The following is a 25,348-nucleotide window of genomic DNA, read 5'->3' as shown; positions in this document are numbered from 1 at the left end:
TTCTCGCACTCTCGCTGATTTCAGGCGCGGCAGAATTCGCACGGGGCCGGGACTTGGTCCCGACGGCGGGCAGTCTGATTTCTGGTAATTCAGCACCTGTTACCCAAGGATTGTCGTTGCTTTCCAGCGTGTCGCAGGGAGGCATGAGTTCGGTGAATCGAGCCGCGAAGGCGGACCGCTCGGCAGTCCCGGCCGCGGCGGCGTCGACGCGAACCGTTTCGCTGAGACTCGACGGCTTCGCGGACACGACCTTTCTCGTCCGTATTCCCGTGGTCACGGCCAATCCCCCGCCGGTGCCTGTGCCGGCCAAGCCCGCCACGGCCCATAAATCCAAGCTTGCCTGCGAGCCCGTCGTGAGCATCCTCACGGAAGTCGCCAAGCGCCTTGAGCCCGGCCGCTGCGTTGCCTGACGAAAGAATGATACGATTACTCGGCCGGCGCCTGGTGCGAGGATGACCGGCTGGCAAGCAACCCCAAAGCCAGCCCGCCGACCGCCAGGAGCGGGACCAGCCGTTTCATTCCGATGGCGCGGGCGGCCTGTATGCCGGCGGTGAGAACCATCGGGTCGGCCAGCGCCGACTGCAATCCCGATTTCGTCATCTCTTCGGCATGGCGCCGGTTCTTACTCTTTCGTACCGCGTAAATCACGATTCCGATGATGGCGACCACGAAGAAGATGGCAGCGCCGGTGAGGCAGGCTTCGATTAGCCCATAGGTTTGCAGTACGTAGATGAAAGCGGCTGCGCAGAGAAATGAAATCGTTATGAATACGGCAAGGGCAATTGCCGCGGCAAGTGAGGTCATTCTGATGGCCACGCCTGTAGATTCCTTCAAGTCGTCGATCATGCGCAGCAGCATCGAGTGACCCTACCGATTACACTTTTCTTGCCGCTCTTCTTCGGTCCTGTCAGCGGCGCCACGTCGCGCCAATCAGAAAGCCAAGCCCGAGGGCCAGCCCGATGGTCACCAGCGGGCGCTCTGCAACGACGTCCTCTAGCGTTTCCTCGGCCGACATTGCGGCGTCCAGGATCGCACTGCCGCGGTCAGAAAGATCGCCCACCACCTGATCGACATTGGCGCGGGCCTGCTTATAGCCGCTCCGCGCCTGTTTGCGCGCCGAGCCTGCGATGGTGTTGAGCGCATCCGTGATTTGTTCAGCAAGGTCGCTGATATCGTCCTTTACCCTGGCCACGTCTTTCTCGAGGCGGTCGTAGCTCGCTTTATCCATCATGTCCTGCATTCCCATTCTCCGTCGACCCATTCCGTCGATGCTCGGCATCATGTTCCGCTATCCGCAGATAGAAACGCCGCTCGCTTGCCGAAGTTCCCAAAACGAAACTTCGCGTGCGTTCCTGATAGCTTATGGCAATTGCGGCGAGTCCGGTGCCGACAAATGATCGCGCAGTATCAGCGACACGATCAAAAGCGGCGACGATAGAAAGGCGCCCATCGGTCCCCACAACCAGGTCCAGAACGCCAGCGAGATGAAGACGGCGAGCGCGTTCAGCTCCAACCGGCGGCCGATAATCGTCGGCGTGACGAAATGGCCTTCGAGAAACGTGACTGCGACAAAAGCGAGCGGCGCAATCAGGCCCGCGCCGATCGTCGGCATGGCCAGCAGACCAACCAGCGCCAGGACCATAAACATCGCGACCGGCCCGATGATTGGAAGATAATTCAGTGTCGCTGCGAGGGCGCCGAGTCCGGCCGGGTTCGGCATGCCCGTTGCCCAGCAAATCAATCCGACCATCGCGCCTACGCCCATATTAATCAGCGTCACCGTCAGAAGATAAGCCCCGAGATGCTCTTCAATGGCGTTGAGAACGCGAAGCGCGCGCAGCCGCGACTCGTGGCTGGTGAAGGTCATGATCAGAGCCCGCCGCAGGTCGCGCCAGCTTGCAATGAAGAGAATGAGAGTTGCGATGAACAGCAGGAACTCGGTGAAGGTCGGCGGCAGGAATTCCAGTGCCGATTGCATCCATTCAAGTTTCGGCATCGGGAGAGTCGGCGCGGGGAAGGTATTGGAAACGCCGAGCATGTTCTGAAACTCGTGCCAGAGCGCGAGCGGGCGATCTAAGACGTGCAGCTTGTCCCTGAGCAGGTTGGCGACTTCGGGCAGCCGGCCGGTCCATTGCATGACCGGGGAGGAAATCAGCCCGATAATGAATGAGACGCCGGCCCCGACCGCACCCACAATCAGAACGGCTGACAAGGCTCGAGGCATTCGACGGTTTTCCAGGAAGCTCGCCGCCGGCGACAACATGGTGCCGACCACGAACGCTGCCACCACAGGCAGGAAAAACGCTTTGGCAATATAAAGGACCGCTACGACACTGATTACCAGCAATGACACCAGGACGAGCGCAATGACGTCGGTGCGTCGGGCGATCGACGACGGCTCGGCATCACTATCCGGCACTGATAGGAGCGTGGTGTCAGTGGCCGGCGCACGTTCGTCAGACAGCACACGCAACGACAGCTCCGAATTCCGCCCGCGGCGATGAGTCGAAACAAAGCCTGCGCAAGCCGAAAGTTCCATCGCGCAGATGTGAGTCTTCTCGTTGTTGACAGCGGCGACCCGGTCACGGGTTCGGAACCAGATTTGATGCTTCGGCGTTTCTTGCAGCGAAAGAAGAACTCGCGCGATGCGCGCCAAAAGCGGGGCAGATCATGACACGGATTTCCGAGTTCCCTTGGCCGCTGCGCAAGCTGCGGCTTCGTATCTCCCGTTGGCTTCTGCTGACGGGCGCGCTCGCATTGGCGCCATCGCTTCTCGCCACCGGGGCTGATGCCCAGGCGCTGAGCTATGCTCCGACGCCGTTATCTGCCTTTCCCTCCGACGACGGCATGACCGCTCCGGGCGGCTCTGCGGAAGCAAGCCCATCGCTGCTTCCGGCGCGGCTGCGGCGAACGGCCGTCGCTCTCGACACCAAGGAGGCGCCGGGCACGATCATCATCGATACAGGCAACACCGTGCTTTATTACGTACTCGGGAACGGTCGCGCGATCCGCTATGGGGTTGGCGTCGGCCGCGCGGGATTCACTTGGTCTGGCGTGCAGAGGATATCCAGCAAGCGGGAATGGCCGGACTGGCATCCGCCGGCGCAGATGATCGCGCGCCAACCCTATCTGCCGCGCTTTATGGCCGGCGGCCCCGGCAATCCGCTCGGCGCCCGCGCCATGTATCTCGGCGCCAGTGAATACCGCATCCACGGCACCAACGATCCCACAACAATCGGGAAGTTCGTGTCCAGCGGCTGCATTCGTCTGACCAATGAAGATGTCATCGACCTCTTCAATCGCGTCAGCCTCGGCACCAGGGTGGTGGTGATGCCGAAAAACGCCGTCCATCTCGTATCCAGGCCGATCACCGGACGCGATGTGGCAGCTTTGACGGCACAGCCTCACGCTGAGGTGACGACGCTATCCTCGGGGCGCCAGGCGCTGAACTTTTCAACATCCGCCGAGTACTGAAGGGCAGCATGGGCGTAAGCAAAGGCAAGCTGGCATTGGGCAGTGCGACCGCCTGCATCGCCATGATGGTCGCGCAAGCCGCGCTGGCGGAGGATTTCCTGTCGGCCTTGTTCGGCGCGTTCGGTGTTCACCGGCGGCCCCCGGTGATGACGGCCATGGCCTACGCTGGCGGCTCGCAGGCCTATTGCGTGCGGACATGCGACGGGCGTTATTTTCCGATCTCAAGCACGGTCCATCAAAGCCGCGCGGCCTCATGCAACAGCTTTTGCCCGGCAAGCGAGACCAAGGTGGTGTATGGCCGCGATATCGACAATGCGCTGACCGAAGACGGCAAGCCCTATGCCGAATTGCCTAACGCATTTCGTTATCGCGAAGAGCTCGTCGCTGGCTGCACCTGCAATGGCAAGGATACGGTCGGCCTCGCCAAGGTGAAAATCGAGGACGATCCGACCCTGCGGAAGGGGGATATCGTTGCCGCATCCGACGGGCTGATGGTGGCCGGGCGTAGTGCCGCTCGCCGCGGCGATACGCTCAGCTTCTCGCCTGCGCCGCAGTCGATCAGATCGCATTATCAGCGACTGCCCGTCGTCGCGAAGCAGTAGCGGACGACCCCGGGCCGCAAGACAGGTCGGGAAGACCTTTCAAGCCGCGCGGATTTTCGCCAGGAATTCGGTGACCTGGTTGCCGAGCTGGAGGCTCTGCGTCTCCAGCATTTCAGAGGCGTGCTTGACTTTCTGAGCTGCCGTTGACGCCGCGTCGGCGTCGTTTTTGACGCCGCCGATGTTCTCGGCGACGTTCCGGGTGCCCTGCGCGGCGTGTCGGGTGTTGCGGGAGATCTCTTGTGTGGCCGCCCCCTGCTCCTCGACCGCGGCCGCAATCGCGGTTGCAACCTCGTTGACCTCGCCGATGATGCCGCCGATGCCCTTGATGGCTTCGATGGCTTCACCGGCGACCTTCTGAATGTCGGCAATCTGCTCCGAGATTTCATCGGTTGCCTTGGCGGTCTGGCTCGCCAGCGATTTGACCTCGGACGCCACAACGGCAAAGCCGCGCCCCGCCTCGCCGGCCCGCGCGGCCTCGATGGTCGCATTCAGCGCCAGCAGGTTGGTCTGCGCGGCAATGGAATTGATCAGGCCGACCACCTCGCCAATTCCCGCCGCAGTCTTGGCCAGCCCCTGCACCGTATGGTCGGTTTCCCGCGCCCGCACAACGGCGCGGCTGGCGATGCCGGCGGCATGGGAAGCCTGGCGGCTGATGTCGTCGATCGAGGCGCTCAGCTCCTGCGAGGCCGAAGCGACGCTTTCCACGCTGACCGACGCCTCGCCGGAGGCCTTTTCGGCGACTTTCACCCGCGAATTGGTCTGGCTTGAGACTTCCGACAAATCGGCGGAAGTCCCCCGCATCCCGTTGGAAGCCGCGTTCAACTGGTCGAGTGTCCGCCGGACCTGACTCTCGAACTCGGCGACGTAGGCTTCGATGGCTTTCTGGCGCGAGGCCGCACCGACGTTGCGCTCGCGTTCCTGTTCCTCAATGCGGCGCTTGTCCACGGCCTGCTGCTTAAAGATTTCCAGCGCATTCGCCAGCGCGCCGATCTCGTCGCCTCGCTGCGCGTAGCCGGTCTCGACCGTCAGATTGCCGGACGCGACTTTCAGCATGGCATCGCGCATGGCGTGCAAGGGCCCGATGACGCGCCGCGTCACGGCCATCATGGCCACAAAAGTCAGCGCGAGAGCCGAAGAGAGCAGCGCCAATTGCAGGATTAGCGAACGCCAGGCTGCGCTATGCTGAGCCGCCGCGTACGTCTTTGCCGCATCGAGCGCCCGTTCGGCGACCACAACTGCGCTCGTCATGTGCTTCACCGAGAATGGGCTCCATTCGTTCCCCTTCATTTTAGGCGTCTCGCCCCTGGCGAGCGCGTTCACCAGGCCGTCCCGCGCGCCGGTAAATTCCTTGTCGAAGTAGGCTGTCTGTGCCTCGTTCATTGCTGCGCTGAGATCGGCGGGCAATCCGCTGCCCGAAGCAACGATCTTTAGCGCTGCCCACGCGGTTTCGATGCCGCCGGCGAGCTTCGTGAATTTTTGACGGAAGTCCGGAGCTATCTTGCCGAAGGTCAGTCCGTTCGAGATCATCAGCGATGCCTCGCCAGCGGTATTGCGCATCAGCCAGGCAAGCTGCTTGATTGTCAGCATCTGATGAACGAGCGGATCGTCGTGATCGACCGCTTCTGCAATCTTGTTCGAAACCTTGTCCAGTACTCCGAGCAGCGCATTGGTATTGTCGTTGAATTCCTTGGCGAGTGCGGGCCGCCGCTGCGATTTCGGCTTATTGAGAGCGTCCCAGGATTCCGCGTCGAGGGCGGCAAATGCCTCGATTAGCCGGTTCAGTTCCGGCATCAGCGTCCGGCGGTCCGGAAATTCGAAACCTTCGAGCCTCATGGCTGCCGCGCGCATTGCCGGAAGCTGGGCTTCTCGGGTGGCGCTTAGATAGACCTGCATGTCGGCCGAAAGCGGCGCGTCCTCGCTCAGGTTGCGAAGCGTAGTCGACCGGCCGCTGCGCAGGTTATGCATCGCCTTGAAGAGGTTGGACGAGGCATCGGTAACGACCAGGATCCGGCTCGTCGTAGCGAGCCGTCCCCACGAGCTCCAGGCGCTGACCCCCAGCAGGGCCGTGGTGCAGATGGCCGTCAGGGCGATCACCGACTTGATTAGCGACGACACGGTAAAACGATCGAGCATCGGTTCCCCCAAATCTAGCCCGCCCAGATAGCCAAAAAAGGTAAATTTTTAGACAGCGCTGCTGACGCTTCCAATGCGAAACAATTGATCTTGTTGGTACATTCAGAGCTGTTCCGGGAGCGGAACCGGCCAAACACTCAGGCGTTAGACCCGGTATCAATTCGCTTCACAGATATTTTGGGGGAACTGACATGTCGTTGCTGATCAGTGCGCTTGTGACCTTTGTGGTCGTTATCCTGATCCTGTATCTCGTCAATCTCTTGCCGCTCGATGGCCGCGCCAAGCAGATCGTGCGCGTCATCGTCGTGATTTTGGGCATCCTCTCGCTGCTCAAATATATCGCCGTGTTTTAGCGCCTTCGCATTGCTGGCTATGCTGCAAAAAAAGCCCCGGTAAGTGCCGGGGCTTTTTCGCGTTCCTCTGCGCGTCGAATTCGGATCCGGGGTTTACTTTAGAGTACTGAACCAGTCGTCGACGTCCTTATGGATCTGTTCTTTGGCGAATCCGTAGCGCTGCTGCAACTTGCCCTCGAGTTGTTCGCGGCGGCCTTCGATGACGTTGAGATCGTCATCGGTGAGTTTACCCCACTTCTCTTTCGCCTTCCCTCTGATCTGCTTCCAGTTGCCCTGGACCTGGTTCCAATCCATCATCATCTCCCTGTGGCAAGAAGATGCTTCAACGATTGCGGTCGCCAGTTGTTCCGGAGCGAGCCGCGGCGAGAGCGGCTGTTTCGTCGGCGTGCGAATGAAGCAATTGTACCCAGATCGTATTCGGAGCGAAGTTAGCGATAGGGCACGCCTACTTCGGCAGAGACTTCAGCAGGTCACCGATATTGTTCGCATCCGCGCGGGTCGCAGGATTGAAGATCACCATGTTGAGGTCCGGCCGGCCGTCGACGGCGAAAGCCGAAAACTCCATTGAGAGCGGTCCGGCGACGGGATGCTGCAAAACTTTCAGGCCATCGCCATGGCCTTGCACATCGTTGTCACGCCACATCGCCGCGAATTCAGGGCTTGTCGCGCAGAGTTCATCGACCAGAGACTGCACATTGCGCGCGGCGCCGACGCGGGTCACATCCGCGCGGAATGACGCCACGACATAGCGCGCAACACTTTGCCAGTTAGGCTGAGCCGCGCGTACGCGGCTGTCGCGGAACATCATGCGCAGAACATTGCGCTGCCCCTCCGGCAACGTGCTGTAGTCGGTCAGGACAGCGGCGGCGGCCCTGTTCCACGCGATCACATCCCATGTCGCAGTGCGAACAAAGGCGGGACTGAATTCCAGCGTGTCGAGCACGCGTTGCAGACGGGGTGAGATACTTTCGGGCGCGTTGTAGCGGGCTTCTGGCGGCCGACCGAGACCGAGCAGAAACAGATGTTCGCGCTCTACGTCGGTCAGCATCATGGCGCGGGCGATCCGATCCAGCACATCGGCGGAGGGCGCTCCGCCGCGCCCCTGCTCCAGCCACGTGTACCAGGTGGCGCTCACATTCGCGCGATGCGCCACTTCTTCGCGCCGGAGTCCCGGTGTTCGCCGCCGCTTCAGCGAAAAGCCGAACGCGGCAGGATCAAGCTTGGCGCGACGATCCTTCAGATAAGTCCCAAGCGAGGTCGCGTTCGTCATCCTGTTAGCGATTATACCGGTATGATCTCACTACTTTACCTGAATGAACAACCTAACAATATCCGGGTGTTCTGAACAGGGAATGTTTCTCATGCGCTTATTCGTCACCGGCGCCGCAGGGTTTATCGGCACTGAGACCACAAAAGAACTCATCGCAAACGGGCATCAGGTCGTGGGCCTCGCGCGCTCCGAAGAGAACGTGAGGACGCTGGAGAACCTGGGAGCCCAGGTCCATCGCGGCTCGCTGCAGGACGTCGAAAGCCTGAAGCGCGGTGCAAAGGACTCAGATGGCGTGATCCATCTGGCCTTCATTCATGATTTCACGAAATTCGCGGAGAATGGCGCCATCGACAAGACGGCAATCGATGCAATGGGCGATGTGCTGGTGGGGACGAACAAGCCTTTCATCGTCACCTCTGGAACGGGCCTTATCGCACCAGGTGTGGTGGTCACCGAAGATATGCGGCGCGAGTCCAGCACGCATGTTCCGCGCGTCTCTGAGCAGGCCGGTTTGGCCTATGCGTCGCGTGGCGTGCGTGCGATGGCGATACGCCTGCCGCAAGTGCATGGCGCCGCCGGAAAGGCCGGGTTGATCAGTTACCTGGTCGAACTCGCGCGCCAAAAGGGCGCCGCCGCCTATGTCGGGGACGGCGCCGAACGATGGGCTGCGGCCCACAGGCTGGATGTCGCCCGCTTGTACCGACTTGCCTTGGAAAGGGGCACGGTAAACGGCATCTACCACGCCGTTGGCGAGGAAGGCGTACCCATGCGTCAGATCGTCGAATTGATCGGCCGCGCGCTGAATGTGCCGGTTGTTTCGATCAGGAAAGAGCAGGCCCGCGATTATTACGGACCACTGGCGATGTTCGCCGGCTTGGACATGCCGGCTTCCAGCACTTTGACCCAGCAGCGGTTGGGCTGGACGCCCACCGGCACTGGCTTGATCGCCGACATCAGCCAGCCGGGCTACTTCAAGGTTTGAGTACCAAGAGGTTGGAATCGACTTCGGGATTTGACATTCGCTCGACCAACCGGTGGCCAGCGAATGTCAGATCGATTCCACTAGCCCGCCTTGGCTTCGCGGCGCCGCGCGGTGAGAATGTATTCGGTGTAGCCGTTCGGCTGCTCGCGTCCCTTGAAGACGAGATCGCATGCTGCCTTGAAGGCGACGCCGTCGAAGCCCGGGGCCATTGGCTTGTAGAGCGCATCGTCCTTGTTCTGGCCGTCGACTACCGCCGCCATCCGCTTCAGGGAATCCATCACCTGCTCGTTGGTGACGACGCCGTGACGCAGCCAGTTGGCCAGATGCTGGCTCGAGATGCGCAAGGTTGCGCGATCTTCCATCAGGCCGACGTCGTGAATGTCAGGTACCTTCGAGCAGCCGACGCCCTGATCGATCCAGCGCACGACGTATCCGAGGATGCCTTGGCAGTTGTTGTCGATCTCCTGCCGCACGTCATCAGGTGCCCAGTTCGATTTTGAAACCGGGATGGTCAGGATGTCGGACAGCTTGGCGCGCGGCCCGCCCTTGGAGAGCTCCTGCTGACGCGCCAGCACGTTGACCTGATGATAGTGCAGTGCATGCAGCGTTGCGGCCGTCGGCGAGGGCACCCAAGCCGTGGTCGCGCCGGCCTGCGGATGTCCGATCTTCTGCGTCAGCATGTCCGCCATCTTGTCGGGCGCGGCCCACATGCCCTTGCCGATCTGGGCATGGCCGGGCAGGCCGTCGATCAACCCAATGTCGACGTTCCAGTCTTCATAGGCCTTGATCCAGGGCTGCGCTTTCATTTCGTTCTTGCGGATCATGGGGCCGGCTTCCATCGAGGTATGAATCTCGTCGCCGGTACGGTCGAGGAAGCCGGTGTTGATGAAGACGATGCGTTTGGTCGCCTGCTGGATGCAGCTCTTCAGGTTCACCGTGGTGCGGCGCTCCTCGTCCATGATGCCGACCTTCAGAGTATTTTCCGGCAAGGACAGCATCTTCTCGACGCGCGCGAAAAGCTCGCAGGTAAATGCGACCTCGTCCGGACCGTGCATCTTCGGCTTGACGATATAGACCGAGCCGGTCCGGCTGTTGCGCAGCCTGGAAAGACCCTTGAGATCGTGGATCGCGAGCAACCCCGAGACCGCGGCATCCAGCATGCCTTCGGGAATTTCCTTGCCCGCAGCATCGAGGACCGCATCGGTAAACATGTGGTGGCCGACATTGCGCATCAGCAGCAGGCTACGACCGTGGAGCTTGAGCTCCTTGCCGTCACCCGTCGTGTAGACGCGGTCGGGATTGAGCGCGCGCGTCAGCGTCTTGCCGCCCTTTTCGAATTCGGCCGACAGCGTGCCGTTCATCAGGCCGAGCGTGTTGCGGTAGACAAGCACCTTGTCATCGGCATCCACAGTCGCAACGCTGTCTTCCATGTCGAGAATGGTGCTGACCGCGGCTTCCATGATCAAGTCGGCAACGCCTGCGGGATCGTCCTTGCCGATCATGTGGCTTCGATCGATCTGGAGCTCGATGTGCAGGCCGTTGTTGACCAGCAGAATGGCCGAAGGAGAGGCGGCGTCGCCGCGGTAACCCGCGAACTGCGCATCGGACTTCAACGCGGTGGTGCTGCCGTTCTTCAGCTTGACGGCGAGCTTGCCGCCGACGACTGTGTAGGCCACGACATCGGCGTGGCTGCCGGTCGCAAGCGGCACGGCCTGGTCGAGGAAGCTCTTGGCCTTCGCCACCACCTTGTCGCCGCGCGCCTTGTTGAAGCCGCGGCCGGTTTCGCTTGCGCCGTGCGGGATCGCATCGGTGCCGTAAAACGCGTCGTACAGGCTGCCCCAGCGGGCGTTGGCGGCATTCAGCGCATAGCGCGCATTGGTGAGCGGCACGACGAGCTGCGGTCCGCAGATCTTGCCGATTTCCTCATCGACATTGGCAGTCTCGACCTTGTGAGTCGCCGGCTCCGGCAGCAGGTAACCGATCTCCTTCAGGAAAGCCGTGTAGGCGTCGAGGTCGAGCGGCTTGCCCTTGTGAGCGCGGTGCCAGTCGTCAATCTTTGCCTGCAGCTGATCGCGAAATGCGAGAAGATCGCGATTTTTGGGCGCCAGATCCCGCACGATCGCGGCGAGGCCCGCCCAAAACGCATCGGCTGAGATTCCTGTTTTCGGGGCGGCCTCTTTGGCGATGAAATCGAACAGAACAGGCGCAATCTTCAGGCCGTGGGCGTCGATACGAGTCATGGTCGAATTTTTCCCGCGAGAGACCGCGCCGGGAAGCGCCGTCATTTTTGTGAATTTTCGGAGCAAAAAACGCGCCAAAAGGCGCGAAGTTCGACGCCTTTTAGCGCTAAAGCCGGCCTAAGGAAAAGCTTTTCGGAGGCTTCCTGGGCAGCTCCGGGCGGGCTCAAATATTGGCAGCCAGATCAATGACTTCGTCGAAAAGGATGCCGGTGGCCAGCAGCATGCGTTCTGCGGCCTCGGCGGCTTCGCTCACCGGAAGTTGCGAGGTATCGATGACGAGCTCGCAATTTACCGGCGGTTCGTAGTCGCGGGTTATGCCGGTGAATGCCGGCAGACCGCCTGCGCGCGCCTTGGCGTAATGACCCTTTGGATCGCGGCTTTCGCAGATTTCAGCGGGCGTCGCGACGTGAATTTCGCGAAACACGGTGTCGGCGATCTGACGCGCAGCAGCGCGGTCCTCGCGCGAGGGGGAGACGGCGGCGACGATCGCGACGTGACCATTGCGGGCGAGATGCGTCGCAACTTCAGCGAGGCGCCGGATGTTTTCGCTGCGGTCCTGCGCGGAGAAGCCGAGATCGCGGTTGAGTCCGGCGCGCAGGGTGTCGCCATCCAGAAGAACCGGCGAGCCGCCACGGTCAAACAGCCGCCGCTCCAGCGCGCACGCCAGCGTCGATTTTCCGGAAGCGGGCAATCCCGTCAGCCAGACCACCGCGCCGCGGTGGCGATAGCGGCCCGAGCGCTCGTCTGGCCGGAGAGCCGATTCCACCGGCACGATATCAACCGGCAGGGCGCGCCGTCCGGAATCCACCGACAGCACCAATCCGCCGCCGGCGATGCGGCCGTTGACCTCGATTACAAGCCGCCCGGTCCTCGGATTGTCGGCATAGGCATCGGCGGCGATCGGTTGGGCCAGCGCGATGTCGATCTCGCCGACGTGGTTACGTGCAATGGACGTATTCTCGACGCTCGATAACGCGCCGGGATCGACCGCCTTGTCGATTGTCACGACGCTGGCGCGGCTCTCGCGCGTGCCCAGCCGCACGAGGATCTGGTCGCCCTTGTCGAGCGGCCTGTCATGGAGCCAGAAGATGCGGGCATGAATTCGCCGTGTATCGCGCGGAGCGGATTCCGTGTGCGCGATGATATCGCCGCGCTCGAGAAACAGCTCGCGATCGAGCGTAATGCCGACCGATCGACCCGCGGTCTGCACGCCTTTGAGCGGCGTAATCGGCCAGCTTTCGACGCTCCTGATCTTGGCGATCTTCCCCGCCGGCATGATGACGATTTCGTCGCCGCTCGAAAGGCGGCCGGATTCGATCCGGCCGGCGATGATGCGGCGGTCGTCGAATTTGTAGATCGCCTGGACCGGCAGCCGTAGCGCAAGCTGCTCGGGTGGTTGCGCGGGCTGAAGCGCATCGAGCGCTTCGACCACGGTCGCCCCGGCGTACCAGCTGATTCGCTGCGACAGCTTGGCGACGCCGTCGCCGTCCCGTGCAGAGATCGGGATGACCGCAAGCGGGGCGACGCCAAGGCCGGCCAGATGTGCTGAAATCTCGTCGCGAATCTCGGCAAATCGCGCCTCGCTAAAGGCAACGCGATCCATCTTGTTGACGACCACAGTGACCTGTTTGACGCCCAATAGATGCAGGAGGTAGCCGTGGCGCCTCGTCTGATCGCGCACGCCTTCCAGCGCATCGATGATCAGGAGTGCAGCGTCGGCCTGCGACGCGCCGGTGATCATGTTGCGGAGGAATTCGGCGTGACCGGGAGCGTCGATCAGCACCACATCGCGTGATCGCGTGCGAAAGCGAATCTGCGTGGTGTCGATGGTGATGCCCTGGTCGCGCTCGGTTTGCAACGCATCGAGCAGGAACGACCATTCAAACGGCATGCCGCGCCGTGCGCTCACCTGCTTCAACATCTCGAGCTTGCCATCCGGCAGGCTGCCGGTTTCATGCAGCAGCCGCCCGACCAGCGTGGACTTGCCATGATCGACATGGCCGACGATGACAATGCGCAGCTGCGCACGGATAGCGCTGTTCGGAAGCAGCGGCAGCTCGGCGGGCACGCTCATGTTCATGGCAAATCCAACATATGGCTGTTTTCTACAGGTAGCCGGCGACGCGCAGCCGCTCGAACGCGTCCTCAGTCTCGTGGTCGAGCGATCGGCCCGCACGCTCGGGCACCTTGGTGCGTTCGAGTTCGGCCAGGATTTCCTCGATGCTGGCCGCGGTCGAAGCCACCGGAAAGGTGATATCGGCATCGCCCAGCGAACGATATCTCTTGCCGCCGTTGGCGAGATAAAGCGGAATGATCGGAATGTTTTCGCGCTTCGTGTAGGCCCAGATGTCGGCCTCGGTCCAATGCAGGATGGGATGAATCCGCAAGTGTGCGCCCGGCGGCGGCGAGGCGTTAAACTGATCCCAGAATTCCGGCGGTTGGTCGCGCACGTCCCACCCGCCCTCGGCGCCGCGCGGCGAAAACACCCGCTCCTTGGCGCGGGTCGCTTCCTCGTCGCGGCGAATGCCGGCGATCAATCCATCGAAACCATACTTTGCGAGCGCGAGCTTGAGGCCTTCGGTCTTGCGCGCGGCCGACCGCGCCGCCGGCGGCAGCGTCGGATCGACGGCGTCGATCGGCGGGCACGGCTCTATTTTAAGGTCAAGCTTCCATTCCCTGCCGTAGGTGTCGCGGAAAGCGTACATCTCCGGAAACTTCTTGCCGGTATCGACGTGGAGCGCCGGAAACGGCACGCGGCCGAAGAATGCCTTGCGGGCAAGCCAGATCATCACGTTTGAATCTTTGCCGAGCGACCACAATAGCGCGAGTTTCTTCAGACGCGCGAACGCCTCACGGAGGATGTAGATGCTCTGGGCCTCGAGCGCGTCGAGGTGATCCATCGAGGAGTAGGAAGCCGGTCTATGGCTCGAATTTTGCGTGACGGGGAGGGGGCCGGCGGGGAGCTCGCGATGCACCCTGTCTTGCACGTAACTGTCTTCGAGAAGATGCATCTACGAACCCTTGGCCTTGCGACTTGAAAATTCTATAGTGGCATTGCTCAAGAGATGAAAAAATCTTCTCTTTGCGCGCTGTATAAGACACATATATAGAAAATAATTCCAGTCAACCGGGAAGTTCCGGAAGCGGGCACAGCATGCGATTTCTGCCGATCTTTCTCGATGTGCAACGCGGGGTCGTGTTGCTCGCAGGTGCAGGCGATCCAGCCCGCGCCAAGCTGCGTCTGCTGGTATCTGCCGGCGCGCGGGTTCGCTGGTATGCGGTCGGCGGAAAGCATGATCTCAGCGGGCTATGCGCGGACGAGGCCTCGCGGGTCGAGCTTGCGGCGGGCGATCCGCTGATCGCCGAATTAAGCGGTGTGGTCGCGATCGTATGCGCGGGCGCTGGCGATATCGGGCCTGCGATGTCGGCGCGGGCCAATGCAGCAGGTCTGCCCATCAACGTGATGGACGATCTCGATCATTCCACGTTCATTTTTCCGGCTGTCGTTGATCGCGGCGATGTCGTGGTTGCGGTCGGTACCGGTGGCGCCTCACCGGTCGTGGCGCGGCGCGTTCGCGAACGTATCGAAGCGCTGCTGCCGGAGCGCATCGGCGAACTTGCTTCGTTCATCGGTCGCTGGCGCAAGACGATCCACGACCTGATCCCTGACTTTGCGCTGCGTCGCCGCTTCTGGGAGCGCGTGGTCGATGGTCCGGTCGGCGCACTTGTGCTGGCTGGACGCGCCGACGAGGCGGAAAGCGCGCTGAAGAACGTCGGTGATGCGTCCGCCTTCATAGGTCGGCTGCAGTCGGGCGAGGCCGCAGGAAGCGTGACGCTGGTGGGCGCGGGTCCGGGCGATCCGGATCTGCTGACCGTCAAGGCGCTGCGCGCGTTGCAGGATGCCGACGTTGTTTTCTATGACGAACTGGTCAACCCGGACATTCTTGGCCGCGCGCGCCGCGACGCGGAGCGCGTTGCCGTTGGCCGGCGCGTCGGCAAACCAGGAATGGGTCAGGACGCCGTCAACCGGCTTCTGATCGAAGCAGCGCGAGCTGGCAAGCGCGCTGTGCGGCTGAAGGGCGGCGATCCCTTCATCTTCGGCCGGGGTGGCGAGGAGGTCGAGGCGCTCCGCCAGGCGAAGGTCGCCTATTCGGTTATCCCCGGAATCACGGCCGGCATCGGCGCTGCCGCGCAATTCGAAGTGCCGCTCACCTTCCGCCACCAGGCGCTGCGCGTCACCTTCCTCACCGCGCACAAGGCCAGCGACGCCGAGATGGTCGACTGGTCGACGCTGACCGACGTCGCCATGACGATCGTCGTCTATATGGGCATGATGGCGGCGCCTTCGGTGCGCAAGGGCCTGCTTGCCGCCGGACGCTCGCCAAAAACTCCGGTCGGCGTTTTTGCGCGGGCGACGCGGAGCGATGCCGCGGCCGCGACCGGGACCCTCGATGAACTGCCGGAGCTCGTCGAAAAAGTTGCCGGCGGTCCCGCCATTCTCATCATCGGCGACGTGGTCGCTCATGCCATGCCCGCACGTCGCCAACAGCTCACTCAACTTGCCTCTCTTTTTCAGGTTGCCGCCGAATGACATCTCCGCTTGAACAAAAAATCCGGATCACCGGACCCTCCATCGTGACCGCTAACCGCACCGCCGACGGCGCGGTGATCTACCGCAACCGAACCAACGGTTGGTCGACGGATCTGTCGCACGCCGCCGTCGTGCGTAACGCCGACGACGCGAGGGCGCTGTTGGCCGAAGCGGCAGCCGACGATGTTGGTGCCGTGGGCGCCTATATTGCGCCGGTCAGCGTCAAGGATGGCGAGACGATCAAGCCGGGCAACCTGCGCGAACATATCCGCCAGCGCGGCGTCACGATCGATCTCCTTCCGGTTTCGGCGTAGGGGCGGCCTGTCATGTACGCTTACGACGAACTCGACCGAACACTCCTGAATGAGCGCGTTGCGGAATTTCGCGATCAGGTGAAGCGCCGTCTTTCCGGAGAACTGACCGAAGACGAATTCAAGATGCTGCGCTTGCAGAACGGCGTTTATCTGCAACTGCATGCCTATATGTTCCGCGTTGCGATTCCCTATGGCACGCTGTCGTCCAAGCAGTTGCGGCGCCTGGCGCATATCGCGCGGAAATACGACCGCGGTTACGGACATTTCACCACGCGGCAGAACATCCAGTACAACTGGATCAAGCTCGCTGAACTGCCGGATGCGCTGGCCGATCTTGCCGAGGTCGGCATCCATTCCATGCAGACTTCGGGCAACAACACGCGCAACGTCACGTCCGATCAGTGGGCAGGGGTCGTCCCGGGCGAGGTCGAGGATCCGCGCATCTGGTCGGAAATATTGCGGCAATATACGACGCTGCATCCGGAATTCTCCTTCTTGCCACGCAAATTCAAGTTCGCGATCACGGCCTCCGCGCACGACCGCGCCGCCATCAAGATTCACGACATCGGGCTGCGCCTCCACCGCAATGCGCAAGGCGAAGTCGGATTCGAGGTTCTGGTCGGCGGCGGCTTGGGCCGCACGCCATTTATCGCCAAGACCATCAACCCGTTTGTGCACGGCCGCGATCTCCTCAGCTACGTCGAGGCGATCCTGCGTGTCTACAATCGGTACGGCCGACGCGACAACATCTACAAGGCACGCATCAAGATCCTGGTGCACGAGCTCGGTAGCGAGAAATTCGCCGCAGAAGTCGACAAGGAATGGCGCGCGATGGGCGAGACCGCGCTGACGCTGGACGATGGCGTCATCGAGGAGATCCGTTCGCGCTTCACCTATCCGGCCTATGAAAAATTGCCGCACATGCCGGAAGAATTGAAGAAGGCGGCGGCCGATCCGCTGTTCGAACGCTGGCGCCGCAACTCCGTGTTCACGCACAAGGTGCAGGGCTATGCGATCGTGACGGTATCGCTCAAACCGGTCGGCGCCCCGCCGGGTGATGCTACGGCCGAGCAGATGGATGCGCTGGCCGATCTGGCCGATAAATATTCATTCGGTGAGATCCGGGTCGGCCACGAGCAGAACCTGGCGCTGCCGCATGTCCCCAAGCGTGACCTGCCGGCTTTGTGGAAGGCGCTGGACGAAATTGGGTTGGCAACGCCGAACGTCAATCTCGTATCCGACATCATTGCCTGCCCGGGGCTGGATTATTGTTCGCTGGCAAACGCGCGGTCGATTCCGATCGCGCAGGAGCTGACCCGCCGCTTCGCCAATCCTGATACGGCGGAACTGATCGGCCGCCTGCACATCAACATCTCGGGCTGCATCAACGCCTGCGGCCATCACCACGTCGGCCATATCGGCATTCTGGGCGTCGAGAAGAACGGCGAGGAGTTTTACCAGATCACGATCGGCGGCCGCGCCGACGAGAACGCCGAACTCGGCATGCTGATCGGTCCCGCGGTGCCGTTTGGCGAAGTCGCCGACGTGATCGAGGACGTTGTCGAGGCCTACCTCGCGCTGCGCGAGCGTCCCGACGAACTTTTCGTCGATACGGTGAAGCGGCTGGGCGTCCAGCCTTTCAAGGAGCGGGTTTATGCCACTCGTTAAGAACGGAAATACCGCAACCGACATCTTCGTCCATGTCGCTGACGGAGCCGAATTGCCGGGGGACGGCGCGGTCCTGGTTTCGGCCGCGCGGTTTCTTGCGGATACTGAGGCGCTGGTGAAACGCGCCGGCAAGCTGGGCGTGATCTGGCCGAACAATCGCGACCTCGACGATCTTGTGCCGTATCTCGAACGGCTTGCCGTGGTCGCGCTGGTGTTTCCGACCTTCCGCGACGGCCGCGCCTATAGTCAGGCTCGGCTCCTGCGCGAGCGCTACGGATATGAAGGCGAACTGCGCGCTACCGGTCAGGTGCTGCGCGACCAGTTCATGTTCATGCTGCGCGCGGGCTTCGACGCGCTCGAAGCCAAGAAGCAGAGCGACGTCGAGGCGTTCGCGCTCACGTCAAGGCGCTATTCGGTATTCTACCAGCCGACCGGCGACGGCAGGCTCACCGCCCTGCACCGGCGGATGCAGCAGCGCCAATCTGAAAGCGCCGGCTAATGGCCGTGATTGGAAGCGGCCTTTCGGAGTTCGTGACGGACGAGACCGCGACGGCGAAAAAGGCCGCGGTGCTCGATGAGGTGCTGCATCAGGCGACCCCGCCGGAGGTGGTCGAGAGCGCACTGCGTGTCGTCGGACGCGATCGCCTGGCGCTGGTATCGTCTTTCGGCACGGAATCGGCGGCGCTGCTCAAGGTCATGGCCGATGTCGATCCCACAATCCCCGTTATCTTTCTCGACACCGGGTGGCTGTTCGAGGAGACGCTGTCTTATCGGAATACGCTGATTGAAAGGCTGGGCCTGCGCGACGTTCGTTCGGTGAAGCCGCTGGAAGAAACTTTACAGCGCCAGGATGCGGACAAGGAACTGTGGTTTTCCGATCCCGATGCGTGCTGTCGCATTCGCAAGGTCGAACCGCTGAAGCGCGCGCTGGCACCGTTCGATGCCTGGATCAGCGGCCGCAAGCGTTTTCAGGGAGGCCTGCGCGCCGCCATGCCGGTCGTCGAGGCCGATGGCGACAGGCTGAAATTCAATCCGTTTGCCACCATCTCGCCCGCCGAGATCGAGGCGATCTACGCCGCAGCGGAGCTGCCGTGGCATCCGTTGGTGGCATCGGGCTTCCGATCGGTCGGCTGCATGCCTTGCACAAGCAGGACGCTGCCGGGCGAGGACGCCCGCGGCGGCCGCTGGCGTGGCCGGTCCAAGACCGAATGCGGGATTCACACCGTCACGCCCGCATAACAGCCATTCCGGGATGGTGCGTCGGCACCCGACCTCGGATGCAGTGCGCATATGGGAATCTTGAGATTATCTGATGCACAATTGTGCATCAGAGCTCGCTCGCGCGCACCGACTGATGCCGAAAAATCCCCTGCGTTCACCTTTCAGCCACGGTTGGCATGCAACAAACGCCCCGAATGTTGGGGAATTGAAGTCATGCGCGCCTGGGCCGCGGCTATCGGATTACTCGTGCTGGGCGGCTGCGCATCGGAGGCCCCGGTGGAGCAGCCGAGCATGTATCTCAACATGACGGACCCCGGCGCGAAGCTCGATGCCCAGGCTGCGGCGACGATGATTTCGCTTTACCGCAAGAATAACGGCGTCGGCGCCGTCGTCATCGATCCTGAATTGATGAAGATCGCGGAAGCGCAGTCCGACGCCATGGCCAGCCGTAACAAGCTCGACCATGACGTCAAGGCACCATTGCCGAAACGCCTGCAGGCGGCCGGATATCCATCCACGCTTGCGGTCGAAAACGTGTCAGCCGGTTACCACACTCTGGCTGAAGCGTTTTCCGGCTGGCGGGATTCGCCGCCGCATCGGGCCAATATGCTGCAAAACGGGGTCACAAAAATGGGCATCGCCGCCAGCTATGCTCCAAACACCAAATACAAAGTGTTCTGGACGCTCATTCTCGCCTCGACCGAACCGCGCGATGCCGTCGGCGTCCGGCTGCCCTCCGCCCTTATGGCCGATTGACGGGAAAGCGAACTGACGCTACGCCGCTCGTGTTTGGACGACCCTGGAGGCCGATTCCGAAGGCCGTATCATCCAGCGGCCCTACGCTTCGGAATCGAAGGACTGGCGAATTTTGTTCTAATGCGGCTTTTGATTCCGGGGGTCGCGGCAGCGGTTGCCGCGATCGTTTGGCGAGCTTCGGAATCGGAGTTCTAGTGGAGTGGATTTGACACTCACTTCTGATACCGCGTCGACAACGACGCCCGCGCAGGCCCAGCGCGTGCTCGTCCTGCAAGGCGGCGGGGCGCTTGGCTCTTATCAGGCGGGAGCGTATCAGGCGCTCAGCCACTCCGGTTTCGAGCCGGACTGGATTGCCGGCATATCGATCGGTTCCGTCAATGCCGCGATTATTGCCGGCAACGAGCCCTCACAGCGCGTCAATAAGCTAAAGGAATTCTGGCAGATGGTATCGTCGCCCGTTCCGTGGGTGCCGGTCCCGGTCGCCGTCCCTAAGGATGGTCGCCAGCGCGAACTGTTCAACGAGACCAACGCCGTCTTCGTCGCGACCTTCGGCGCTCCCGGCTTTTTTGCACCACGCGTGCCGCCGGCGCCGCTATGGCCGAAGGGAAGTCCGGAGTCGCAGAGTTATTACGACACCTCCCCGCTGCGCAGGACGCTGGAGAGGCTCGTCGACTTCGATCGCATCAACGACCTGAAGTGTCGCCTCAGCGTTGGCGCGGTCGGCGTGACCTCAGGCAATTTCCGGTACTTCGATAATGTCGAACTCAACCGGCTCGGCAAGCGGTTGGGCCCGGAGCACATCATGGCCTCCGGCGCGCTCCCGCCGGGTTTTCCGTCCGTTGTCATCGACGGCGAGCACTACTGGGACGGCGGCATCGCTTCCAACACACCGCTCGACTATGTGCTGGACGCCGAAACCAGAAACGACCTCTTGATTTTCCAGGTCGATCTGTTCAGTGCCCGCGGTCCATTGCCCAAGACCATGCTGGACGCGGCCGAACGCGAGAAGGACATACGCTTCTCGAGCCGAACCCGCATGACCACCGACAAGAACCGGCAACTGCACAACACGCGCAAGGCGGTTCTCGACCTGATCGACAAATTACCTGACCATCTCAGGGATGATCCTTCAGCGGTGTATCTGCGCGAGGCGACGCGTGAGAACACCGTGACGGTCGTACATCTGATCTACAAGAGCAAGCACTACGAAACCAACTCGAAGGATTACGATTTTTCGCACGTCGCCATGGTCGAGCATTGGGAAGCAGGCGTGCGCGACGTTCACCGCTCGATGCGGCACAAGGATTGGCTGGAGCGTCCGCAATCCGGTGAAACCATGGTGACCTACGATCTCTCCGATGCAGAAAATCCCTCCAAAAAGGAGTAAGCGTAAATGACCAATCTGAAAGGCAAGACTGCGGTAGTCACGGGGTCGACCTCCGGCATCGGGCTGGCTTATGCCCGCGCATTTGCCAGCGCCGGGGCCAATGTCGTGATCAACGGCTTCGGCACGCCGGCCGATATCGAAAAGGAACGCTCAGCCATCGAGACCGACTACAAGGTCAAAGCAGTCTATTCGGCGGCCGACATGACCAAGCCGGGCGAGATCGCTGACATGGTCGCGCTCGGCGAAAGGACATTTGGATCGGTCGACATCCTGGTCAACAATGCCGGCATTCAGTTCGTCTCTCCGATCGAGGAGTTTCCGATCGAGAAATGGGATGCGATCATCGCGATCAACCTGTCGTCGGCGTTTCACGGTATACGCGCCGCAGTGCCCGGCATGAAGAAGCGCGGATGGGGCCGCATCATCAACACGGCTTCCGCCCATTCGCTGGTGGCCTCGCCCTTCAAATCGGCTTATGTCTCCGCCAAGCACGGTATCGCGGGCCTCACCAAGACGGTGGCGCTCGAGGTCGCGACCTTCAAGATCACCTGCAACTGCATCAGCCCCGGCTATGTCTGGACGCCGCTGGTCGAGCGCCAGATTCCGGACACGATGAAGGCGCGCAACATGACCAAGGAACAGGTCATCAACGACGTCCTGCTGGACGCGCAGCCGACAAAACAGTTCGTCACTTCCGAGCAGGTCGCCGCACTCGCGCTGTTCTTGTGCGGCGACGATGCCGCGCAGATCACCGGCGCCAACCTTTCGATCGACGGCGGCTGGACCGCGGAGTGATACTCGGCGATCCTGTTTGAAAAAGATCGCATGCCCGGCCACAGTAGTCTGCCTTGCGCAGACTACGTAAACTTGCCTGCGCTGCCCGGCATCATGTCCTTGCGTCAGGTAAGTCGTGGATGGCTGGGCATAGGCGAGCGGAAGCGACGCCGTTCTTCGAATGGCTAGGCTCGGCAATGGCGGCGGGAGTTTAGCCGCGTTTCCCAAACGCCAGCACGTGCAGTCCAAGCCGCTGGCGCACGATTGCGAACAAAAGCACCGTCTCGAAGGCAAGCGAGATCGAGGTCGCGGCGGCGGCGCCGTGGCCGCCGAAGCGCGGCACCAGCGCTACGCAGAGCAGAACGTTCAGCACAAACGACAGCCCGTAGGCCAACGCGCAGACATATTGGTGACCCAGCATATTGAGCAGCCGTTCCACCGGGCCAACCGCCGCGCGCACCACAAGGCCGATCGCCGCCACAAACATGATGTCGTAGCCGACGACGAATTTCGGTCCAAACAGCCAGAGCAGCGGCTTGCCGAGTGCGAGCAGCAGGATCGTCGCGGCGAGCGAAGGCCAGAACGTCCACTTGATCGCGTGCGCGACATAGGCCGAGAGCCGCTCTCGGTCGCCGAGCGCGTTATATTCGGCAAAGCGGTGCGCTGTCGTCGCAGACATCGCGTAGTGGATGAAGGAAACCAGCGCCAGGGTCTTGACCACCGCAAAGTAGATGCCGACTTCCTCCGAAGATCGGAATTGCTGCAATACCAAAACGTCAGTGTAGGACAGCAGCAGATAAAAGCCTTCGACCATCAGGATCGGCAGCGAAATCGACAGCCAGACGCCGACGTCATAGGCTTTGGGGCCTGGTTGAATGTGGCCGGCGAGGCGGCGGTTGAGCATCAGCAACTGGCCGATCATGGCAATCCAGACCGCGGCTGCGCTCGCCAGCATCGCCGCCGTCGCCCCAAGATGAAAGCCGAGCGCAAACATGCCGGCGGTAAGGCCGATGATCAGCGCCTGGCGGACGAGGAACTGCGGCATCAATCCCAGCCGCATCCAGTCGTGCGAGCGCGCGATGCCGTCCTGTGTGTTGGCGACGACGAAGGCAGGCAGAGTGGCGCACCCGATGTAGAGCGGAACGATTTCGCCCGCTCCAAGCCGTGGCGAGAGCAGTTTGACGAGCCCGGCCAGCAGCACGGAGACGGTCGAGGAGACGGCAAATGTCATCCAGCGGCTTCCGGAAAGGAAGCCGCGGAGCAGCGCATGCTCGCCGCGCGTGCGGTACTCCGGAATGATCTTCTGGGCCGAAGAGGAAATGCCGAAATCCATCATGCTGCCGAGCAGCAGCACCCAGGTCCAGACGTAGACATAGACGCCATAGTCGGAGCCGCCCATCCAGCGGGCGAGCAGCACTTGCGAGAAATAGGCGAGCGCTGCGCTGAGCACGCGGATGATGAAGATCGTGCCGGCGAGACGCTGCGTCACCGATGCTTCATGGCTGCCGCCGGCGAGCTTCGCCTTCAGTCGCGCTAGCAGGCCGTTTGATAAAGCGGGTTGCGTATCGATGGCCGCCACGGGTGATCCGGCAGTAAACGCCGCGCTCGGGCGGCAACGCTCCCCCCTATCAACATTTCGTTAAGATTCGGTTGGACGCCTACTCCAAGTTGATGTTGAACTCGTAGGAGTGGTCGCTGCCGACAAGTGTCAATTTGAGCGCCGCGCCTTCCGGACTCGTTCCCGGCGGCACGCCGTCGAGGTCGAACGCGAAGCGTTTGACGCCCGCTGGTCCGTGTTCGAGAAGTTTTGGCACCGGCAGCGCCCAGTCGGGCGTCGGACCTTCGACGAACAGATTGACTGCCTTATGATCGGGAGAGATCACGTCGACCAGAACCTTCGACTTGCCTTCGCGCTTGACGTCACGGATGGTTAGGGGGTTGGGGTCGCCGACCGACGCCGGCTTCGGAACCGTATCGAGTGCCGCGAAGAGAACGCTGTCTTCGGTGGAGGCGACGCTTGCGAATGTCAGCTCCGCGCTCGCCTCGACCGGAATGCAAATCCTCTCGCACACCGCATAGTTGATGTTGGCGCGAAGCGTTACCGGCTTGTCATTGCTTTTCGGCACGATGCGCAGCGGCAGCACCACGTGGTCGTGATAGCCGAGCGAAAAGCCGCCGGCGCCGTCGTCAAATTTTGCAGGCGCTGGCCAGAGCACGGTGACGGCCTCGATGTTTTCCGATTTGGAAAAATCGAAGCGCGGCGGAACGCCGGAATCGCCTGAGGTACGCCAGTAAGTCTTCCAGCCCGGATCGAGTTGAACCGCGATGCCGCCGAGCAACACCGGTCCGCTGCGCGATCCCGCAAGCAGACGCACCGCGGCGTGCGGTCCCTTCTGCCAGGGCGAAGCGTCCTGGGCCCGTGCTTCAATCGATGACAGCGAACTCAGTGCGGCCAGGGTGGCAAACAGAGCCGCCGACCGTGAACTTCGGCGCGCGGCCGCGCGCCCGGTGCGGAAGGGAACCATCGCGTTCATAAAGGGTCCTTAACCTCAAGCGTGATTGCAAGCCATTGAATTGCTTGTGAAGCGGGCCGAAATGCGGGCTCGGTGCCGGCTTTTCCGAAGTCCGCAGCGTCTCAGGCACACTTTTTCGAACTTTGGAAAGCCAAGGGCACCGTCAAATCGAGCAGTGTCGTACCGATTACCGATCTGAGGTCACTGCGAAGAACTTGCCGCTGGGACGGCAGGGATTTCAGATCGGTGATGCCAGCCTTGATTGACAGCGCCAAGCCCCAATATCAGGATGGACAGTAAAGGCGAGTCTTTGCGGATGAGTGCTGAAGGCAAACGACCGGGAATGGATCGCAGCGAGATTTCTGGCGGCGAGGGCGGAGGCCGGCGTTATCTTGATGGTCAATTGTTGATTGCCATGCCGGTCATGGGGGACCCGCGTTTCGAACGTTCGGTGATCTATCTCTGCGCCCATTCGGCTGAAGGTGCTATGGGCATCATGGTCAACCGTCCGGCGGGCAGCATCGATTTTCCGGGTCTTCTGGTGCAACTCGACATCATCAAGAAAGCCGATCAGATCAAGCTGCCTGAAAACGCCGAGAGCCTCAAGGTGCTGAGAGGAGGGCCGGTCGAGACCGGCCGCGGCTTCGTGCTGCACTCCGCCGATTTCTTCATCCAGGATGCAACGCTGCGGATCGATGACGATATTTGTCTCACCGCAACGGTCGATATTCTCAAGGCGATCGCCAAGGGTTCCGGCCCCCGGCATGCGATCCTTGCCTTAGGTTATGCCGGCTGGGCCGCAGGTCAGCTTGAAAGCGAAATTCAGGAAAATGGCTGGCTACACTGCGACGCCGACGCGGATTTGATCTTCGGCAGCGACGTGGAGGAAAAGTATGCCCGCGCGTTGCGCAAGATCGGCATCGATCCCGGCATGTTGTCCAACGAAGCCGGGCACGCGTAGGTCGTTGCCCCGGGCTTACCGTTCCAAGAACGGTGTCGCTGTCGCGCGCCTATGGCCCGGCAATCCACTTCTCGCGAAGAGGCACTTTCATGACGGTCGACGGATTCGC

Annotated in this window: 25 protein-coding genes; 14 read left to right on the top strand and 11 right to left on the bottom strand. The window is 61.8% G+C overall.

What is annotated here, in order from left to right:
- On the top strand, positions 1-410 hold a 410-nt coding region (locus NEZ08_RS25650; protein ID WP_298113605.1), incomplete at its 5' end, for a hypothetical protein.
- A gap of 16 nt (positions 411-426) precedes the next feature.
- Here NEZ08_RS25650 and NEZ08_RS25645 read toward each other — a convergent pair.
- The 3 genes from NEZ08_RS25645 to NEZ08_RS25635 form a co-directional block, all read right to left on the bottom strand.
- On the bottom strand, positions 427-858 hold the full coding sequence (locus NEZ08_RS25645) for a hypothetical protein (protein WP_298113602.1): 432 nt from the start codon (positions 856-858) through the stop codon (positions 427-429).
- A 49-nt stretch (positions 859-907) separates the two neighbouring features.
- On the bottom strand, positions 908-1,246 hold the full coding sequence (locus tag NEZ08_RS25640) for a YqjD family protein (protein WP_367278463.1): 339 nt from the start codon (positions 1,244-1,246) through the stop codon (positions 908-910).
- A gap of 114 nt (positions 1,247-1,360) precedes the next feature.
- Positions 1,361-2,419: an AI-2E family transporter gene (locus NEZ08_RS25635; RefSeq protein ID WP_298113624.1), complete on the bottom strand. Its 1,059-nt coding sequence runs from the start codon at positions 2,417-2,419 to the stop codon at positions 1,361-1,363.
- A gap of 251 nt (positions 2,420-2,670) precedes the next feature.
- On the opposite strand from NEZ08_RS25635, the gene NEZ08_RS25630 reads away from it, so the two are divergent.
- Together NEZ08_RS25630 and NEZ08_RS25625 are read left to right on the top strand one after the other, a co-directional pair.
- Positions 2,671-3,474 (top strand): L,D-transpeptidase, encoded by an 804-nt coding sequence (locus tag NEZ08_RS25630; protein ID WP_298113599.1) that lies wholly within the window; start codon positions 2,671-2,673, stop codon positions 3,472-3,474.
- An 8-nt stretch (positions 3,475-3,482) separates the two neighbouring features.
- The gene (locus tag NEZ08_RS25625; RefSeq protein WP_298113596.1) at positions 3,483-4,076 is read left to right on the top strand and encodes a DUF2865 domain-containing protein; all 594 of its coding nucleotides are present in this window, start codon (positions 3,483-3,485) and stop codon (positions 4,074-4,076) included.
- Positions 4,077-4,115: 39 nt separating this feature from the next.
- Here NEZ08_RS25625 and NEZ08_RS25620 read toward each other — a convergent pair whose 3' ends face one another.
- On the bottom strand, positions 4,116-6,209 hold the full coding sequence (locus NEZ08_RS25620) for a methyl-accepting chemotaxis protein (protein ID WP_298113595.1): 2,094 nt from the start codon (positions 6,207-6,209) through the stop codon (positions 4,116-4,118).
- Positions 6,210-6,400: 191 nt separating this feature from the next.
- Between NEZ08_RS25620 and NEZ08_RS25615 the strand changes: the two genes are divergently transcribed.
- Entirely contained in the window at positions 6,401-6,562 is a 162-nt protein-coding gene (locus NEZ08_RS25615) for a Thivi_2564 family membrane protein (RefSeq protein WP_298113592.1), read from the top strand.
- A gap of 93 nt (positions 6,563-6,655) precedes the next feature.
- On the opposite strand, the gene NEZ08_RS25610 is transcribed toward NEZ08_RS25615, so the two are convergent.
- Together NEZ08_RS25610 and NEZ08_RS25605 are read right to left on the bottom strand one after the other, a co-directional pair.
- On the bottom strand, positions 6,656-6,856 hold the full coding sequence (locus tag NEZ08_RS25610) for a CsbD family protein (protein ID WP_298113588.1): 201 nt from the start codon (positions 6,854-6,856) through the stop codon (positions 6,656-6,658).
- A gap of 151 nt (positions 6,857-7,007) precedes the next feature.
- Positions 7,008-7,832 (bottom strand): helix-turn-helix transcriptional regulator, encoded by an 825-nt coding sequence (locus NEZ08_RS25605; RefSeq protein ID WP_298113586.1) that lies wholly within the window; start codon positions 7,830-7,832, stop codon positions 7,008-7,010.
- A 91-nt stretch (positions 7,833-7,923) separates the two neighbouring features.
- Between NEZ08_RS25605 and NEZ08_RS25600 the strand changes: the two genes are divergently transcribed.
- The gene (locus NEZ08_RS25600) at positions 7,924-8,814 is read left to right on the top strand and encodes an SDR family oxidoreductase (RefSeq protein WP_298113583.1); all 891 of its coding nucleotides are present in this window, start codon (positions 7,924-7,926) and stop codon (positions 8,812-8,814) included.
- A gap of 80 nt (positions 8,815-8,894) precedes the next feature.
- On the opposite strand, the gene NEZ08_RS25595 is transcribed toward NEZ08_RS25600, so the two are convergent.
- The 3 genes from NEZ08_RS25595 to cysD all read right to left on the bottom strand — a co-directional run bounded on the left by NEZ08_RS25595 (position 8,895) and on the right by cysD (position 13,954).
- Positions 8,895-11,054 carry a malate synthase G gene (locus NEZ08_RS25595; protein ID WP_298113580.1) on the bottom strand — a complete coding sequence of 720 codons (2,160 nt, stop codon included), beginning with the start codon at positions 11,052-11,054 and terminating at the stop codon, positions 8,895-8,897.
- A 163-nt stretch (positions 11,055-11,217) separates the two neighbouring features.
- Positions 11,218-13,134, bottom strand: a complete 1,917-nt coding sequence (cysC, locus tag NEZ08_RS25590; protein WP_298113577.1) for an adenylyl-sulfate kinase — start codon at positions 13,132-13,134, stop codon at positions 11,218-11,220.
- A 25-nt stretch (positions 13,135-13,159) separates the two neighbouring features.
- Positions 13,160-13,954 (bottom strand): sulfate adenylyltransferase subunit CysD, encoded by a 795-nt coding sequence (gene cysD / locus NEZ08_RS25585; RefSeq protein WP_298113621.1) that lies wholly within the window; start codon positions 13,952-13,954, stop codon positions 13,160-13,162.
- Between the two features lie 254 nt (positions 13,955-14,208).
- On the opposite strand from cysD, the gene cysG reads away from it, so the two are divergent.
- The 8 genes from cysG to NEZ08_RS25545 all read left to right on the top strand — a co-directional run bounded on the left by cysG (position 14,209) and on the right by NEZ08_RS25545 (position 21,786).
- Positions 14,209-15,645: a siroheme synthase CysG gene (gene cysG, locus NEZ08_RS25580; protein ID WP_298113574.1), complete on the top strand. Its 1,437-nt coding sequence runs from the start codon at positions 14,209-14,211 to the stop codon at positions 15,643-15,645.
- On the top strand, positions 15,642-15,959 hold the full coding sequence (locus NEZ08_RS25575; RefSeq protein ID WP_298113570.1) for a DUF2849 domain-containing protein: 318 nt from the start codon (positions 15,642-15,644) through the stop codon (positions 15,957-15,959). Before cysG ends, NEZ08_RS25575 begins: the two co-directional genes overlap by 4 nt.
- Before the next feature lie 12 nt (positions 15,960-15,971).
- On the top strand, positions 15,972-17,627 hold the full coding sequence (locus NEZ08_RS25570) for a nitrite/sulfite reductase (RefSeq protein WP_298113567.1): 1,656 nt from the start codon (positions 15,972-15,974) through the stop codon (positions 17,625-17,627).
- Entirely contained in the window at positions 17,614-18,126 is a 513-nt protein-coding gene (locus NEZ08_RS25565) for a DUF934 domain-containing protein (RefSeq protein WP_298113564.1), read from the top strand. The genes NEZ08_RS25570 and NEZ08_RS25565 overlap by 14 nt, the downstream gene beginning before the upstream one ends.
- A gap of 32 nt (positions 18,127-18,158) precedes the next feature.
- Positions 18,159-18,866, top strand: coding sequence for a phosphoadenylyl-sulfate reductase (locus NEZ08_RS25560; protein ID WP_298113562.1), 708 nt, complete (start codon positions 18,159-18,161; stop codon positions 18,864-18,866).
- Positions 18,867-19,061: 195 nt separating this feature from the next.
- On the top strand, positions 19,062-19,604 hold the full coding sequence (locus NEZ08_RS25555) for a CAP domain-containing protein (protein ID WP_298113560.1): 543 nt from the start codon (positions 19,062-19,064) through the stop codon (positions 19,602-19,604).
- A gap of 205 nt (positions 19,605-19,809) precedes the next feature.
- Complete coding sequence (locus NEZ08_RS25550) at positions 19,810-20,991, top strand: patatin-like phospholipase family protein (protein WP_298113557.1); 1,182 nt, start codon at positions 19,810-19,812, stop codon at positions 20,989-20,991.
- Positions 20,992-20,997: 6 nt separating this feature from the next.
- Positions 20,998-21,786: a 3-hydroxybutyrate dehydrogenase gene (locus NEZ08_RS25545; RefSeq protein WP_298113555.1), complete on the top strand. Its 789-nt coding sequence runs from the start codon at positions 20,998-21,000 to the stop codon at positions 21,784-21,786.
- A gap of 190 nt (positions 21,787-21,976) precedes the next feature.
- On the opposite strand, the gene NEZ08_RS25540 is transcribed toward NEZ08_RS25545, so the two are convergent.
- Together NEZ08_RS25540 and NEZ08_RS25535 are read right to left on the bottom strand one after the other, a co-directional pair.
- A complete protein-coding gene (locus tag NEZ08_RS25540; RefSeq protein ID WP_298113552.1) occupies positions 21,977-23,344 on the bottom strand; it encodes a lipopolysaccharide biosynthesis protein in 1,368 nt (455 codons plus the stop codon).
- A 79-nt stretch (positions 23,345-23,423) separates the two neighbouring features.
- Positions 23,424-24,290, bottom strand: a complete 867-nt coding sequence (locus tag NEZ08_RS25535) for a protein-disulfide reductase DsbD domain-containing protein (RefSeq protein ID WP_298113619.1) — start codon at positions 24,288-24,290, stop codon at positions 23,424-23,426.
- A 331-nt stretch (positions 24,291-24,621) separates the two neighbouring features.
- Here NEZ08_RS25535 and NEZ08_RS25530 point away from each other — a divergent pair, with 331 nt between their 5' ends.
- Positions 24,622-25,239, top strand: coding sequence for a YqgE/AlgH family protein (locus NEZ08_RS25530; RefSeq protein WP_298113616.1), 618 nt, complete (start codon positions 24,622-24,624; stop codon positions 25,237-25,239).
- Positions 25,240-25,348 lie beyond the last annotated feature (109 nt).

It is taken from the genome of Bradyrhizobium sp. (assembly GCF_027451485.1).
Lineage (GTDB): Bacteria > Pseudomonadota > Alphaproteobacteria > Rhizobiales > Xanthobacteraceae > Bradyrhizobium.
The sequence above is the reverse complement of the archived record's forward strand: the minus strand, read 5'-3'. Positions and strand labels throughout refer to the sequence as shown.

Excerpts from the sequence above, each read along its gene's own strand:
- cysD (WP_298113621.1), bottom strand. The coding sequence starts at position 13,954 with ATGGATCACCTCGACGCGCTCGAGGCCCAGAGCATCTACATCCTCCGT.
- NEZ08_RS25610 (WP_298113588.1), bottom strand. The coding sequence starts at position 6,856 with ATGGATTGGAACCAGGTCCAGGGCAACTGGAAGCAGATCAGAGGGAAG.
- NEZ08_RS25530 (WP_298113616.1), top strand. The coding sequence starts at position 24,622 with ATGGATCGCAGCGAGATTTCTGGCGGCGAGGGCGGAGGCCGGCGTTAT.
- NEZ08_RS25605 (WP_298113586.1), bottom strand. The coding sequence starts at position 7,832 with ATGACGAACGCGACCTCGCTTGGGACTTATCTGAAGGATCGTCGCGCC.
- NEZ08_RS25555 (WP_298113560.1), top strand. The coding sequence starts at position 19,062 with ATGCGCGCCTGGGCCGCGGCTATCGGATTACTCGTGCTGGGCGGCTGC.
- NEZ08_RS25600 (WP_298113583.1), top strand. The coding sequence starts at position 7,924 with ATGCGCTTATTCGTCACCGGCGCCGCAGGGTTTATCGGCACTGAGACC.
- NEZ08_RS25535 (WP_298113619.1), bottom strand. The coding sequence starts at position 24,290 with ATGGTTCCCTTCCGCACCGGGCGCGCGGCCGCGCGCCGAAGTTCACGG.
- NEZ08_RS25545 (WP_298113555.1), top strand. The coding sequence starts at position 20,998 with ATGACCAATCTGAAAGGCAAGACTGCGGTAGTCACGGGGTCGACCTCC.
- NEZ08_RS25640 (WP_367278463.1), bottom strand. The coding sequence starts at position 1,246 with ATGGGAATGCAGGACATGATGGATAAAGCGAGCTACGACCGCCTCGAG.
- NEZ08_RS25625 (WP_298113596.1), top strand. The coding sequence starts at position 3,483 with ATGGGCGTAAGCAAAGGCAAGCTGGCATTGGGCAGTGCGACCGCCTGC.
- NEZ08_RS25645 (WP_298113602.1), bottom strand. The coding sequence starts at position 858 with ATGCTGCTGCGCATGATCGACGACTTGAAGGAATCTACAGGCGTGGCC.
- NEZ08_RS25620 (WP_298113595.1), bottom strand. The coding sequence starts at position 6,209 with ATGCTCGATCGTTTTACCGTGTCGTCGCTAATCAAGTCGGTGATCGCC.
- NEZ08_RS25565 (WP_298113564.1), top strand. The coding sequence starts at position 17,614 with ATGCCACTCGTTAAGAACGGAAATACCGCAACCGACATCTTCGTCCAT.
- NEZ08_RS25575 (WP_298113570.1), top strand. The coding sequence starts at position 15,642 with ATGACATCTCCGCTTGAACAAAAAATCCGGATCACCGGACCCTCCATC.
- NEZ08_RS25595 (WP_298113580.1), bottom strand. The coding sequence starts at position 11,054 with ATGACTCGTATCGACGCCCACGGCCTGAAGATTGCGCCTGTTCTGTTC.
- NEZ08_RS25630 (WP_298113599.1), top strand. The coding sequence starts at position 2,671 with ATGACACGGATTTCCGAGTTCCCTTGGCCGCTGCGCAAGCTGCGGCTT.
- cysC (WP_298113577.1), bottom strand. The coding sequence starts at position 13,134 with ATGAACATGAGCGTGCCCGCCGAGCTGCCGCTGCTTCCGAACAGCGCT.
- NEZ08_RS25570 (WP_298113567.1), top strand. The coding sequence starts at position 15,972 with ATGTACGCTTACGACGAACTCGACCGAACACTCCTGAATGAGCGCGTT.
- NEZ08_RS25615 (WP_298113592.1), top strand. The coding sequence starts at position 6,401 with ATGTCGTTGCTGATCAGTGCGCTTGTGACCTTTGTGGTCGTTATCCTG.
- cysG (WP_298113574.1), top strand. The coding sequence starts at position 14,209 with ATGCGATTTCTGCCGATCTTTCTCGATGTGCAACGCGGGGTCGTGTTG.